This window comes from Chryseobacterium lathyri (genome assembly GCF_003290185.1).
Lineage (GTDB): Bacteria > Bacteroidota > Bacteroidia > Flavobacteriales > Weeksellaceae > Chryseobacterium > Chryseobacterium lathyri.
Genome location: NZ_QNFY01000004.1, coordinates 132,197 through 144,895, shown reverse-complemented (window position 1 = coordinate 144,895; position 12,699 = coordinate 132,197). Strand labels below are relative to the sequence as shown.

14 protein-coding genes and 1 riboswitch are annotated in these 12,699 nt (G+C 37.1%); of the genes, 2 read left to right on the top strand and 12 right to left on the bottom strand.

The window, feature by feature from the left end:
* Window positions 1-61 precede the first annotated feature (61 nt).
* Window positions 62-673, bottom strand: a complete 612-nt coding sequence (locus DRF61_RS06625) for a class I SAM-dependent methyltransferase (protein WP_111955303.1) — start codon at window positions 671-673, stop codon at window positions 62-64.
* A gap of 397 nt (window positions 674-1,070) precedes the next feature.
* Between DRF61_RS06625 and DRF61_RS06620 the strand changes: the two genes are divergently transcribed.
* Complete coding sequence (locus DRF61_RS06620) at window positions 1,071-1,283, top strand: hypothetical protein (RefSeq protein ID WP_034702111.1); 213 nt, start codon at window positions 1,071-1,073, stop codon at window positions 1,281-1,283.
* A gap of 55 nt (window positions 1,284-1,338) precedes the next feature.
* On the opposite strand, the gene DRF61_RS06615 is transcribed toward DRF61_RS06620, so the two are convergent.
* Together DRF61_RS06615 and DRF61_RS06610 are read right to left on the bottom strand one after the other, a co-directional pair.
* On the bottom strand, window positions 1,339-2,631 hold the full coding sequence (locus tag DRF61_RS06615; RefSeq protein ID WP_111955644.1) for an MFS transporter: 1,293 nt from the start codon (window positions 2,629-2,631) through the stop codon (window positions 1,339-1,341).
* A gap of 107 nt (window positions 2,632-2,738) precedes the next feature.
* The gene (locus DRF61_RS06610; RefSeq protein WP_111955301.1) at window positions 2,739-3,491 is read right to left on the bottom strand and encodes a DUF3575 domain-containing protein; all 753 of its coding nucleotides are present in this window, start codon (window positions 3,489-3,491) and stop codon (window positions 2,739-2,741) included.
* Between the two features lie 259 nt (window positions 3,492-3,750).
* On the opposite strand from DRF61_RS06610, the gene DRF61_RS06605 reads away from it, so the two are divergent.
* Window positions 3,751-5,838 carry a TonB-dependent receptor domain-containing protein gene (locus tag DRF61_RS06605; protein WP_111955642.1) on the top strand — a complete coding sequence of 696 codons (2,088 nt, stop codon included), beginning with the start codon at window positions 3,751-3,753 and terminating at the stop codon, window positions 5,836-5,838.
* A 189-nt stretch (window positions 5,839-6,027) separates the two neighbouring features.
* On the opposite strand, the gene DRF61_RS06600 is transcribed toward DRF61_RS06605, so the two are convergent.
* The 9 genes from DRF61_RS06600 to DRF61_RS06560 all read right to left on the bottom strand — a co-directional run bounded on the left by DRF61_RS06600 (window position 6,028) and on the right by DRF61_RS06560 (window position 12,681).
* Complete coding sequence (locus DRF61_RS06600) at window positions 6,028-7,026, bottom strand: T9SS type A sorting domain-containing protein (protein ID WP_111955299.1); 999 nt, start codon at window positions 7,024-7,026, stop codon at window positions 6,028-6,030.
* Window positions 7,027-7,162: 136 nt separating this feature from the next.
* Window positions 7,163-7,810 (bottom strand): 3,4-dihydroxy-2-butanone-4-phosphate synthase, encoded by a 648-nt coding sequence (ribB, locus tag DRF61_RS06595; protein ID WP_111955297.1) that lies wholly within the window; start codon window positions 7,808-7,810, stop codon window positions 7,163-7,165.
* Between the two features lie 92 nt (window positions 7,811-7,902).
* A riboswitch (FMN riboswitch) is annotated at window positions 7,903-8,028 on the bottom strand.
* A 395-nt stretch (window positions 8,029-8,423) separates the two neighbouring features.
* The gene (locus DRF61_RS06590) at window positions 8,424-8,777 is read right to left on the bottom strand and encodes a DUF2200 domain-containing protein (protein ID WP_111955295.1); all 354 of its coding nucleotides are present in this window, start codon (window positions 8,775-8,777) and stop codon (window positions 8,424-8,426) included.
* A gap of 27 nt (window positions 8,778-8,804) precedes the next feature.
* The gene (locus DRF61_RS06585; protein ID WP_111955293.1) at window positions 8,805-9,596 is read right to left on the bottom strand and encodes an alpha/beta fold hydrolase; all 792 of its coding nucleotides are present in this window, start codon (window positions 9,594-9,596) and stop codon (window positions 8,805-8,807) included.
* A gap of 26 nt (window positions 9,597-9,622) precedes the next feature.
* Window positions 9,623-10,171: a dihydrofolate reductase family protein gene (locus DRF61_RS06580; protein WP_111955291.1), complete on the bottom strand. Its 549-nt coding sequence runs from the start codon at window positions 10,169-10,171 to the stop codon at window positions 9,623-9,625.
* A gap of 180 nt (window positions 10,172-10,351) precedes the next feature.
* Complete coding sequence (locus DRF61_RS06575; protein ID WP_111955289.1) at window positions 10,352-10,843, bottom strand: tetratricopeptide repeat protein; 492 nt, start codon at window positions 10,841-10,843, stop codon at window positions 10,352-10,354.
* Between the two features lie 51 nt (window positions 10,844-10,894).
* On the bottom strand, window positions 10,895-11,413 hold the full coding sequence (locus DRF61_RS06570; RefSeq protein ID WP_111955287.1) for a DinB family protein: 519 nt from the start codon (window positions 11,411-11,413) through the stop codon (window positions 10,895-10,897).
* A 103-nt stretch (window positions 11,414-11,516) separates the two neighbouring features.
* Complete coding sequence (locus DRF61_RS06565) at window positions 11,517-12,188, bottom strand: DUF2461 domain-containing protein (RefSeq protein ID WP_111955285.1); 672 nt, start codon at window positions 12,186-12,188, stop codon at window positions 11,517-11,519.
* Window positions 12,160-12,681, bottom strand: coding sequence for a hypothetical protein (locus tag DRF61_RS06560; RefSeq protein ID WP_167409406.1), 522 nt, complete (start codon window positions 12,679-12,681; stop codon window positions 12,160-12,162). Before DRF61_RS06560 ends, DRF61_RS06565 begins: the two co-directional genes overlap by 29 nt.
* Between the last annotated feature and the right edge of the window lie 18 nt (window positions 12,682-12,699).

The window sequence follows — 12,699 nt, the reverse complement described above, 5'->3', positions numbered from 1 at the left end:
GTTTATAATAAAATTTTAAAAGAGAAATCATTTTACTGAATGACTCTTTAAAATCAACATCCTAAGTTTTTTTAAAACTGCAGAAAACAAAATTCTGTACTGTACCAAAAGGTGTTATATGATTTTCTGTAAGGCATTTTATTTTTTCAAAATCTGCTTCAAACTTTGCAGGCAACGATTCGGAATCGTATTGCTGAATATCCAGTCCGCTGCATTTTGCAGGACCTTCTTTCGAAAAAGTCCCTAAAATTATAAACCCGGTTACACATTTACCTGCTGTTTTAATATATTGGGAAACCTGCTGTGGAGTCGTTAAAAAATGGAAAGCAGCCCTGTCATGCCAGATATCATAAGTTTCCCGGGGCTCAAATGCTGTAATGTCTGAAGTGATCCAGGTTATTTTATCACCTTTTTCTCCTAACCTTTTTCTGGCCCTTTCCAGAGCTTTTGCGGAAATATCAAGGACGGTAATATTTTCATAGCCTTCCTCGAGAAGATAATCAACAAGATTACTGTCTCCACCTCCTATATCAATGATGCTGGCGTTTTTTCCCAAACCGAAAGAATGAATAAAATCAAGGGATGTTTGTGGTTCTTTCTGGGTCCAGCTTACCTGATCCGGGTTTTTAGTCGCATATACGTTTTCCCAGTGTTCCTTGTTGATATCATTCATTTTAATATGTTTTTTGATCGTTACCCTTTTAGTAGCTTCTTTCTTTCTTCGAATTTATAAATTAATCCATTAACTTTTGTCTCGTTTGCTTGTGATTTTGAATTTGGAGTAAAACCGTACATATATATATCAGTCAAATGACAAATTGGTAATTTTTCCTGAATTGATAGGCTTTTCAAATGTGTTTTCTGGAAAATTTTAAAAAGCTGAAATTATTTTACAATCATGAAAAAATGTAAAATCCATATAAAATCATTAATTTAAGTAAAAAAGTAGAGGTTGACTGATGATTATATTGAAAAATTCACTATTTTTATTACAAATTTATAGCCTGCCCCAGATAATTGAAGGGTGTTAAGGATAAAATTAATTTTTAATTAAAAACCCAAAAATATAAATGAGCAATATACAAGATGAATTTAAAGTCTTTAAAGACGAACTGAAAAAACTGAATATCGACGTACAGAAAGTAGTGAAGGTAGGAAACGGAAGTATGGATTTCCATGAGGTTTTTTATAAATCACCAAGATACCAGGAAGTGAAGAGTGTGTATGTCCAACGTCATAATCTGGACAGTATGGTGGAGAAATTTAAAAAGGCTTACCATTAAAATATAGACCGGGCGCCGCAGAGAATCTGCGGCGCCCGTTTTTTATGACTGATTATTAATCTTTATCCAGTGTCGAGGTTTTTTTGGTGTCCTTCATTCCGGCGTAAACGATCAGCGAGAATAATATACATCCGGTAATATACCAGTAGAAATATTCTTCCGTTCCGGCTTTTTTAAACCACAGGGCTATATATTCTGCAGTCCCTCCAAAAATAGCTACCGTAAGGGCATAAGGAAGTCCCACTCCCAGAGCTCTGATCTCAGAAGGGAAAAGCTCTGCTTTTACAACGGCATTGATTGAAGTATAACCGCTGACAATGATTAGGGCGGCCATAATAAGGAAGAATGCAGTCCACATCGAGGTGGTTGTGCTTAAGGCTGTAAGAAGTGGAACTGTAAACAATGTACCCAGAATTCCAAAACCTAAAAGAAGCGGTCTTCTTCCGATCCTGTCCGATAATGCTCCGAAAACAGGCTGCAGGCAGGCAAATATAAATAATGAAATAAAAGAAATAAGGGTAGACTGCTCTTTGGTAAGATGTACCGTATTCACCAAAAATTTCTGCATATAAGTGGTATAGGTGTAAAAAGCCAGGGTTCCGCCTAAAGTAAGTCCTATGACAGTAAGCAAAGCTTTGGGATGTTTGAGCAGCTCGGTAACTGTTCCTTTTTTCTTTTCACTGATTTCTTTCTTGTTTTCAAACGCTTCAGTTTCATGAAGATTAGCTCTTAAATATAAAGCAATAACAGAAAGTAAGGCTCCGATTACGAATGGAATTCTCCAGCCCCATTCTTCAAGTTGGGTCTCCGTTAGAAGAAGTTTCTGAAGAATCAACTGAATGCCTAATGCAATCAGCTGTCCGCCTATAAGCGTTACATACTGAAAGCTTGAATAAAAGCCTCTCCGGTTTTCTGATGCCATTTCACTGAGGTAGGTTGCAGAAACACCATATTCTCCGCCAACGCTTAATCCCTGCAGTAATCTTGCAAGTAGCAACAGTGCAGGTGCCAGAATCCCAATCGTTTTATAGGTTGGGGTAAGGGCAATAAGAAGCGATCCGAAAGACATCAACAAGACAGAAAAGGTCATCGCTTTTTTTCTTCCAATCTTATCGGCAATACTTCCGAATATCCAGCCTCCGATCGGTCTCATTAAAAATCCTACGGCAAAGATTCCCGCTGTATTCATTAATTGTGCATTAAGATCCGAATCCGGAAAAAATGAATGAGAAAAATAAATGGCAAAAGCAGCATAGGCATACCAGTCGTACCATTCGACAAGGTTTCCGATAGATCCGCCCACAATAGCTTTGATTCTTTGGGCAGTAGTTATGGATGATGAATTCATAGATGTATTTGTAGATAATAAAGAAGTATAAAGAAAAGCAAGATACAAATTTTGCAAAAAAAAATAAACCGCTCTTTTAAGAACGGTTTAATAACGTAAATATCATTTTAAAACCTATATCCAATCGATAATCCACTTCTGAAGCCTGCCCACGGTCCGTCCACTTTTATTTTTGCTCCATTGGCATTCGTTTCTACAGTATAATCTACAAAAGGGATATCAAGATTTTCAATTTCCTGTTTAAGCTGTGCCTGCATTTCAGGAGTCAGCACATAATTGCTGGTCATGGTGAAATCACCTTTTCCGCTTCCATAATGGGCGCCTGCAATCCAGAAATCAAGAACCAGGTTTTGGCTTCTGGTAAGGAAGAACTGTACGCCAACCATCAGACCACCGCTGTTTCCGCTGGTGCTTCCCTGGCCTTTGAGAGGAATCTGGTAGGTATTTCCGTCGATAGCATCATAATCGTAATAGAAGTCAAAGCTATTGGACGAAACATCTGAATACCGGTAATAAGGTGCAAAGTAAAATCCTCTGCCATAGCCTTTCCCAATGTAAAATCTGGGTTCGATAGTGAAGTTGGTTGCCTTGACTCTTAGATTTTGGAACCTTTTTTCGTCCTCGTCTTTTAAAAATGCATTAATGAAAGGTACTTTTCCCTGCGTCATTGTTCCAAAACCTATATTGAGAGAGAACCACTGGTTGATGGCCCTTTCATAAGACAGGTTGATATTTCTGAATGCATAAGCTGTAACGTTGGTCTTAATAATGTTCATTTTCTCCGTGGGAACAGCCTGTAGTTCCTGTGCGCCTGCTTCTGAAAGCAGCAAAAAAGGGATTAAGATGAGGAGCTTTTTCATGACTTTATATTTTGTGGTTTAAAAAGGTAGCAGCAAAAAACGGGCAAAAAATCAATAATAATTCAATATGGTTTCGTTTTTAATTTTTAATTAGTGATTTAATTGTTATTCGTGCTGTTTATTTCCGTGGATAATGAAGGAGCAGACAAGTCTTTGCAACTTAACCGGTTGTCTTTATTTCCTGCAGAAACTTGACTACATGTAACGAATGCTGGATATTGACTGTCTTATTTTCATCAATACAATTTTATTTCTGAATATGAAAAAAACGATATATTCTGTATTTTTTCTTTGTGGGATTTTGGTGTTTTCGCAGGAGAGCACGAAAAATGATACGATAGAACAGTCGGGTACAAAGGAAATCCAGGAAGTGATCTTAAAGGCTCAACGTAAAAAGCAGTTTGCAGATAAGTCCGTTTATACCTTTGATAAAGAAGCTCTGGAGAAAGCAAGGTATGCAAAAGACTTACTTCAGACGCTGCCTGAGCTGCAGCTGGATCCCGTTTCCAATACCATCACAAGTACGAAAGGAGGAACTACACTATTTCTTATCAACGGGATTGAAGCTACAGATATGCAGATACGAAGTGTTGCACCCAGTGAGGTTGTGAAAGTTGAGTATTATGATATTCCGCCGGCAAGATGGGCAACAAGGGCAGATACTGTGGTTAATATTCTGACGAGATCCACAGAAACAGGATATGTGTTCGGGGCTGATGTTTCTACAGCTTTGAATACAGGATTCGTGAATGGTTCTGCTTACGCTAATTATACAAAAGGGAAAAATAATTTCGGACTTGAATATTCTCTAAACCTCAGAGATTATGATGACAGAAGAGTAAACAGCATTTATGATTACCAGCTGAATGGAAAGCATTACCGTTCTGATGAAAACAGGAAAGATCATTTTGGATATACTTTCCAGAATGTTGCTTTACGTTATACAAGACTTGTTCCCGATAATTATGCCTTTCAGGTCAAACTGAATATGGATACTTTCAGCAGATTTTCAAAAGGAGTAGGGCAAAGTATCTTTAGTGAAGATCATCTGAAGGAAGAACATGCGATGTTTAAAAATAATGGTTCGGATTATATGATTCCTAAGCTGGATCTTTATTACTCCAAAAAGATTGGTGAAAAAGACGAACTAAGCATTAATGTAGTAGGTTCTCATTATACTACCAATACTTCAGAAACTGCCAGGGAATGGATTGTAGGCTCAGGACTTTCGGTATATGATAATGATATGGTTTTAAAGGCAAAGCAAACGAGCCTGGTAGGAGAGCTTGCCCATACTCATGATTTTAAAGCAGGAAAACTATCATCCGGATATCGTATTTCAAGGTCTTCTATTTCCAATGATCTGAATAACCTTGCCGGATATTCTCAATACAGTGTCAATTATCTGGAACAGTATTTTTATACCGAATTTGCTGGAAAGGTAAATCAATTCAGTTACCGCATCGGAGCTGGTCTTACAAATATTCACAACAAAAGTGCAGAGAATACTTTTGATGAATGGACTTTTACTCCGAAGGTTATTTTAGCCTATCAACTTAAAAATAATCACAACCTTCGTTTTACAGCAAGCTATAACCCGGTAAGCCCATGGAGTAATGCCTTGAGTAGTAACGTGCTGCAGTTGGCGCCTAATATTGTCCAAAGAGGAAATCCCTTTTTAGAATCTCAGCAGGTATTTTCTAACAACCTGACCTATTCTTTTAATAACAAATATTTTGATTTTAATGCAGGTTTGTTTTACCGATATACCAACAGGGTAATCAATCAGTATTATGTTCAGGATAATGTATTGGGAGGTTATGCACTGACTTATGAAAACGGGAAAAACGGACAGCGATACGGAGTACAGCTTACAGGATCTTATAAGCCTTTCGGGAATAGCCTGTTTGTAATAAAAGCTGTGATTACACCTACTTCTGAAACAGTAAAAACCAGTACCGGCGCTTTGATTAAGAATGATTATTTAGGAAATTATTTTTCGCTTTCCTCAGAATATAAATCTTTCTCACTTCAGTATCAGTTCAATATTCCGGTGTATAGTCTTAGTGGTGCTTTCATGAACACGAACGAAAATCAGAATAATATTTTTGTAAGCTATAAATACAAGAACTGGACGTTTTCCACGGGCATGTACTGGATAGGAATGCCTTCAGAGTACAAAACAAAAAGTTTACCGGAAAGCTTAGTTGATTATAAAGTTCATACTCAGATTATGAATAATAAGTCAATGTTTGTATTAGGACTGAGTTATGATTTCTCCAAAGGAAAAAAGACGGAAATTCAGCGAAAGCTTAACAACGAAACAGCTCCTGCAGCTACTTTTTAATCATAAAATAGGATGGAAGCAGGGCTGGAAGATGGGAGCTTACGCTGTGTAAACTATTACACCAGATTTTTGGCTAAAAAATAGAATAAAATTGAACTGTATTTGTTCTTAGGCTGAAATAGCTTCCATCCTCCAACATCCAGCTTCTTTCTAAAAAAAAATCCCGCTCAATTGAGCGGGGATTTTTTATTATTTCTTGATAAATTTTGTATTCTTTGTATCTGTAGCATTTTTTCCACTGATCTCTATGAAATAAGACGCTGGTGGAAGATCTGAGATTTGAATATTTCCGGATTTTACATCTGATGTTTTAACCAGTTTCCCATCCAGACTGTAAATATTTGCTTTGGAGTAATTATCTGTATTTCCTTTGAAACCGATAAAGTCCTGTGCAGGGTTAGGATAAACCACTAAGTTTTCTTTTTTCACTGTATTGCTGGTTGCCAGAAATGCTTCGTTTAAAGCTAATGCAGTGCCTACTGTCTGGTTGATACTCAACAATGGAACACTGACATTTCCGCTTGTAGAACTTAGCAGAGCATATCTGTGAGAAGCATCGTAATAAGCATAGGATGTATTGGTAGCTGTTCCGATAGGGTTGGCATAAATAACATCAAAAGATGCATATAGATTAAGGTTCTGTGTATATTTTACTCTAAGAACATTACTGTATGTTTGATTGCCAATAATCAGAGTTCCGTATGCATCAGCCTGGGCAGTCATTGTACCACTGAATAATCCGTTGGCAGCAGATGACGAGAAAGTCCCTTTAGCCGTATCATTTTGTGCTGGTCCATAAGTGGTAGGATAATTATTATAAGTACCATTATCTACACTGAAATTTAAGGTAAGCTGTGGATTTACAATTCCTGTAATTTCCAGTTTAGTTGTAGAAGCTTTATAATAAATGGTTGTTGCTCCGTCTATCATTTTAATGGTAGAACCCGGAAATGTTGTTATTTCAGCAGAAGTAGGAGTAGAATAAGTCGTTACTGACGAAATTCCCATTGTAAGACCTCCGTTTGAAAACACAGTGTTAGCTCCTGTTGCGGAGTTGTTTACGGCTCCGGTTACATGATTGTAATTGATAACGTTTCCGGAAATAGGGTCATTGGCTGCTTTTGTAAGCGTGATCTGCGCAGAAAACATTGCAGAAGCTCCTAATAAGAGGAGTAAAGATTTTTTCATGGTTAAGATTTTTTTGTTAAAAATAATCAAAAAATAGTATTGAAATGATAATTTTATTTGTTTTTAGTTAACTTTTTAATAAAAACGCCTGCTGATAGCATCAGCAGGCGACTTTGTGCGTTAAAAATGTTTACGTTTAATTGCTCATTACCATTTTACGGTAAGCATAAATGTCTTCGATGGTCACGACGCTCATCTCTTTTTTGATAGCAAAGTTCACAATTTCAGGAAGTCTTGCCATAGAACCGTCTTCATTCGTCAGTTCACAAAGTACGGCATCGTCACCCAGATTGGCCATTTTTACAAGATCTACACTGCCTTCGGTATGACCGCGTCTTGCAAATACACCATCTTTTCTGGCAATCAGAGGGAAAACATGACCGGGACTTGCAATATGCTCTGCCTGGGCACCTGCTGCCACAGCAGTTCTGATCGTTGTTACACGGTCTCTTGCAGAAACACCGGATTCCACACCTTCTCTGGCTTCAATGGAAATGGTAAATGCGGTTTGATTTTTTGAATTGTTGTTTTCCACCATCGGACGAAGGTTGAGGTGGCGGCTTTTTTCCTCAGAAATGCATAAGCAGACGATACCGCTGCATTCGCGGATCAGAAGTGCCATATCCTGTTCTGTAATAGTGGAAGCGGGAAAGATGATATCACCTTCGTTTTCACGGTTTTCATCATCTACCAAAAGAATACCTTTTCCCTTTTGTAGTGTTTGAAGTGCTTTTTCTACACGTTCTTTGGAGCTTGCTCCGAATTGTTCTAATAATTTTTCCATGTTATTTTACTTTTAAAAGTTAAAATAGTCTTCGGTACATGGAAATGAAATACAACGCAACAAGAGTCCATAAGGAATCTTATTGGTCATCTCATTTTCTTCTCCCATCCAGACTTTAACTGTCGGTTCCGGAATTTCACCAGATCAGTCCCTTCATAAGAAAGGAGTCGCGGACTGTAACCGCCGGTAGGGAATTTCACCCTGCCCCGAAGAAAACTTATACTAAGTTTTACTGTATGTTCTGATTTAAAATTTTTATTTCATTGATTATATTTAACGCACAGATTACAAATTTCGGAAAGTTTTTTGAATCCGGAAAGGGGTTTTATCGTATTTATTGATCCGGATAAAGACAGTTTTTTTAATGTTATCAGAAGCTGGAATAGTAAGTTATTAAGACAAAAGCAACTGTAGGTCAGTTATTATAATAAGCTATCCAGAAGCAAAGTCTCTAGGAGTATCCTTGTCAAGGTTTTAAACCTTGACAAGGATACTGACATAATGATTTCACTGTTATCATGACTTTCAAAGTAGATTCATTCTACCAGAGTCAGCTCATTTTTTTGAATAGTTTTTGTTAGCTCTTTTTATTATTTCTGGTACATCTCACAAATCATGATTCCCTTAATATTTTCTCCATCTTCTTTCCCTTTGCCAATTCATCAATCAGTTTATCCAGATAACGGATATTTCGCATCAGCTCATCTTCAATGTCTTCCACGCGGTATCCACAAATAACCCCTTTGATCAGTGAAACATTGGGATTGATCTGTGGGGCCTGTTCAAAGAATGTTTTAAAATCTGTTCTGTTATCTAAAATCTCTTGTAAGCTTTTTTCATCATATCCTGTAAGCCAAAATATAATTTCATGAACTTCGGATTTTGTATGTCCTTTCTTTTCTGCTTTTTGAATATAATGAGGATAAACGCTGGCAAAAGCGGTAGTATAAATTCTGGTGTTCTGCATGACTTTTTAATTAATATTCACTTAGTACTATTGACGTTCCTCATTGACTTCTTTCAGAATATCATCAAGAATACGGTTAAATTCTTTTGGATTTTCCAGCATAGGATAGTGGCCTGTTCCGGCTATTTCAGTATAATTATAATCTTTCAAATACTTCCGGTTATGCTCTATGTTGGTCGGGAAGTTATCGGAATTAATAGCCCTTACCGGAACCTGAACTTGTGACGCCTCTTCTCTGAAATCTTTCTTATACAAAGGTCTGAGCAGATCAATAGCTTTTTCTGAAGTATTTTGAAGAAACTCATCCTGAAGACTACGTTTCACTTCGGATGGCGTTTTTTCCGCAAAAAGATATTGAGGAAGAATATTTTCAACGGCATTTTTAAAATCATTGCGGTAATGCACGAATAAATACTCTTCAGCCTTTTCTTCTGTGATCGCTTCGTCAAGATCTTTTACGGTGTCGATCAGGATAAGTGCTTTTACCTGGGGAATTTTTAAAGAAGCTTCAAGGACATAGGCTCCTGACATAGAATGTCCTACCAGGATGATTTCTGAAGAATCTATCTGGTCAGCTACTGCTTTGATATCATCTGCATACAATGTACTCGTCCATTCGTTTCTGGAAGCATCAGATTTTCCGTGCCCGGCAAGATCCATCTGTACGATATGATATCTGTCCTTGAAATACTCCTGCTGGCTGTTCCACCATTCTGCATTGCCGAGCCACCCATGTACAAATAGGAGAGAGGGGCTTCCCTGTCCGCTTTCTTTATAATGAATATTCTGTCCGTCCGAAGACTGTGCATATTTTTCCATGATTAATATATTTTCTGAGGTTTAATTTATTGGTTTTTTGGCTCGTAGATAAGCTGTACCACTCCTGACCTGAAAACGTTTGTAGTGATCAATTTCAGCTCCAGCCTTTCTTTCAGGTTTTCAAACAAAGGTTTTCCGCTTCCCAGAGCAACGGGGTGAACGGAAATTCTGTATACATCAATAAGATCTGAATTAATAAAAGTGTTGATAAGACCCGCTCCGCCATACAACCAGATATCTTTTCCTTCCTGTTGCTTAATTTCAGCTACTTTTCCAGCAATATCGGAGCTGATAAAAATGGCTCCCGGATCTTTTCTGTCCTGTCCTGAAAAAACATACTTATTTTTAGAATGTATAGATCTCCAAAACTCTTTTTCTTCAGGATCAGCGGTTTCTTCCGGCTGATAGGTTCCCCAGGAATCATAACTTACCCGGCCATAAAAAATAGTATCGATACTGTTCAGAAATCCGTCAAAATTCATGTCATCATCCATGATGCACCAATCTGTTTCGCCATTGGGACCTTCAATGAATCCATCTAAAGTGACAGCCAGGTCCAGGATTATTTTTCTCATATGATAGTATGGGTTTATCGTTGAATCCCTGTAAAAATAAAGAAAAACGTTCTGAAGACCGAACGTTTTACGTTATAAATGACAAAGAATATTAAGGCTGTAGTGATTTAGGATCTTCCAGCTTTTAACAGTTAAATTTACAACAGAACCTGCACTTATTTGCGTATTTACGTCTATTGTTTATTTGATGAGTTCTTTTGAATAATGATACACCGATTTATTATACCTCGGCAAATGTGCGGATAGTGATTCCAGAACTAAAGACAATGCTTCCTTATCATTATTGACCGAGGAAAGCGACAGCGCCAAAAATGCATTGACAGCATCATCCAGCTCATCGGAATAGTTTTCCTTTTCCTCTCTCAGTATTTCTATGCTTTCATGGAATTTTCCATTATTCCTTAAAGTACTTGCCAGCTGAATTCTTGCCCTTCTTCTCCGCAATCCTGCAAGACCCAATTCTAAAGCAGATCTGTAAAGGGGTTCTGCATGTTTTTCAAATCCTGTAGAATCGTAGGCACACGCTCTTTCAAAATCTGCAATGGCAGGATGATCATCAGAGATCTTATCCGTATGTCGTTTTATTTTTTCAATAAAATCATCATTGGATATTTTTCCCAGCTGATTCCATATTGTTGTTAATTCTTCCTCCCAGAGTTCAGGATCTGTCATGTTTTAGTAGATGTTTTATAATTTAACAATTACAGATATTAGGTTATTTAGCTATGCTTCGGATGTTGCTTCTGAATTTTTATAGACATTCCAGAAGTTGTAATCCGTCATTGGAGCATCTGTTATTCCAACATTCCGTCCCATAGTAACGATCTGTCCCCGGTGATAAGTCCCGTGAATGATCACGTGCTGAATATATTCAAATTTTGAAAAGTCACACTGGAACCATTGGGATTCAATTTTTACGTTTTTTGCCAGGTCTTCTTCTGATAAGGTTTCCACGTAATCCATCAACTTTTGGGAGTTGTTTTTTATGCCATTGAAAATCTCTTCTTTAGTCACTGCAGCTGAAATTTCAGCAAAATCAAAATCGCCGTTTTCGGCAATATAAGCCCACCAGTATTGCTGGGTCTGCCAGATGTGATGCAGGGTTGCTAAGATCGTCGGAAAACTTGAAATAACCTCTTGGTTAAGCTGCTCATCAGATTTTGTGGAAAGCCAGTCGATATATTTGTTAACTACCCAATTGTTGTACTGAACACTGTGCGTGATTAATGTTTTTAAATTCATGATGATTAATATTTTGTTTGGTGATTTAGTGTTATAAAAATAAGTAAAATATTAACCGGATTTTATGAGAACAGAAAATTCCTAAACGATCTTTCTTTATGTTTTAATATAAAGGTTCTCCATTTAAGTCCGTAGTCAGCACCTCACTCATATAATCAAAAAAAGGACGCATGGCCAATAAGGTGAGAACCGCTTCTTTCTGGAAACCATCAGACAGAACTTCTTTATCGGTAAATTTCCGCATTACTACATATTGTTTTTTCCTGATTAGATCTATGGCTGGGTGATTTTTATCAAAACCTCTCGGAGCTGTTTTTACAGCATCGCCTTTAATTTCTCCAAAGTATTGCATGAAAGTTTCATCAGAAGTGATCTTTTCAATTTCTGTGGTATTGAGCTCGAATTCTTTACGGATACGGAGCAGGTCTTTAGCCTCAGGTCCCCAGAAACCGCCACCTACAAAACTGTTACCGGGCTCCAGCTGAATATAATATCCTCCTCTCAGCATTGGCTTTGAACGGGAATAGCCAACCCCGAAATTGGTTTTATACGGAGTAGGGTCCTTGGAAAAGCGAACATCCCTGTAAATCCTGAAAATATGGATTCCTTTTAAATTATCGTGTTCCTGAAGTTCAGTATAGACCTGATTAAAAAAAACTTTGTTTTCTTTTACCACTGAATCATATTCCGCTTTGTGCTGAGTAAACCATTCACGGTTGTTGTTTTTTTCTAAGTGTTTTAGGAATTCAAAGGTTTTTTTCATGGTGTCTTTCATACAGTTTTGTTTTTTCCAGTCCGTGATTATTGATTCTAATAGTTGGAGAATTTAATTGCCAATCTGGGAGATGATTATACATTTCATTGGTTAACTTTTTGATTCCGGGTGTAGACCTACTGAATTCATAACTATTTTTGTAGGTAATTACTTCCAGGCCTGTTTCTCTTTTATGTTTTGAAACTGGAATACTAAATGAATATACTGAAATAATTTCATCCCACTTTATAAGCTCTACCGGTTTTTTCTGTTTATTGTAAAATCCTTCATTTGTATATTGGAAATCACCATCATATTTCTCTAGTTGATCGGCTTCTTTTTCAACAGAGTCATAATTTTCAGCCCTGGGAGAATATATTTTTGCTCCTGAAAAACAAATAGCAACAAAGCAGGTGAAAATAATAAGATAAGATATTCCTTCACTGTCAAAAACAGGATAGTTGAGAAAAATCAATGCTAAAATGATACAGCTTATCGCAATTATTTTTTTCAAAATTCAACTTAATTATTA

Excerpts from the sequence above, each read along its gene's own strand:
- DRF61_RS06590 (WP_111955295.1), bottom strand. The coding sequence starts at position 8,777 with ATGCAGAACACCAGAATTTATACTACCGCTTTTGCCAGCGTTTATCCT.
- DRF61_RS06565 (WP_111955285.1), bottom strand. The coding sequence starts at position 12,188 with ATGAAAGACACCATGAAAAAAACCTTTGAATTCCTAAAACACTTAGAA.
- ribB (WP_111955297.1), bottom strand. The coding sequence starts at position 7,810 with ATGGAAAAATTATTAGAACAATTCGGAGCAAGCTCCAAAGAACGTGTA.
- DRF61_RS06620 (WP_034702111.1), top strand. The coding sequence starts at position 1,071 with ATGAGCAATATACAAGATGAATTTAAAGTCTTTAAAGACGAACTGAAA.
- DRF61_RS06605 (WP_111955642.1), top strand. The coding sequence starts at position 3,751 with ATGAAAAAAACGATATATTCTGTATTTTTTCTTTGTGGGATTTTGGTG.
- DRF61_RS06600 (WP_111955299.1), bottom strand. The coding sequence starts at position 7,026 with ATGAAAAAATCTTTACTCCTCTTATTAGGAGCTTCTGCAATGTTTTCT.
- DRF61_RS06610 (WP_111955301.1), bottom strand. The coding sequence starts at position 3,491 with ATGAAAAAGCTCCTCATCTTAATCCCTTTTTTGCTGCTTTCAGAAGCA.
- DRF61_RS06575 (WP_111955289.1), bottom strand. The coding sequence starts at position 10,843 with ATGACAGATCCTGAACTCTGGGAGGAAGAATTAACAACAATATGGAAT.
- DRF61_RS06625 (WP_111955303.1), bottom strand. The coding sequence starts at position 673 with ATGAATGATATCAACAAGGAACACTGGGAAAACGTATATGCGACTAAA.
- DRF61_RS06615 (WP_111955644.1), bottom strand. The coding sequence starts at position 2,631 with ATGAATTCATCATCCATAACTACTGCCCAAAGAATCAAAGCTATTGTG.
- DRF61_RS06585 (WP_111955293.1), bottom strand. The coding sequence starts at position 9,596 with ATGGAAAAATATGCACAGTCTTCGGACGGACAGAATATTCATTATAAA.
- DRF61_RS06570 (WP_111955287.1), bottom strand. The coding sequence starts at position 11,413 with ATGAATTTAAAAACATTAATCACGCACAGTGTTCAGTACAACAATTGG.
- DRF61_RS06580 (WP_111955291.1), bottom strand. The coding sequence starts at position 10,171 with ATGAGAAAAATAATCCTGGACCTGGCTGTCACTTTAGATGGATTCATT.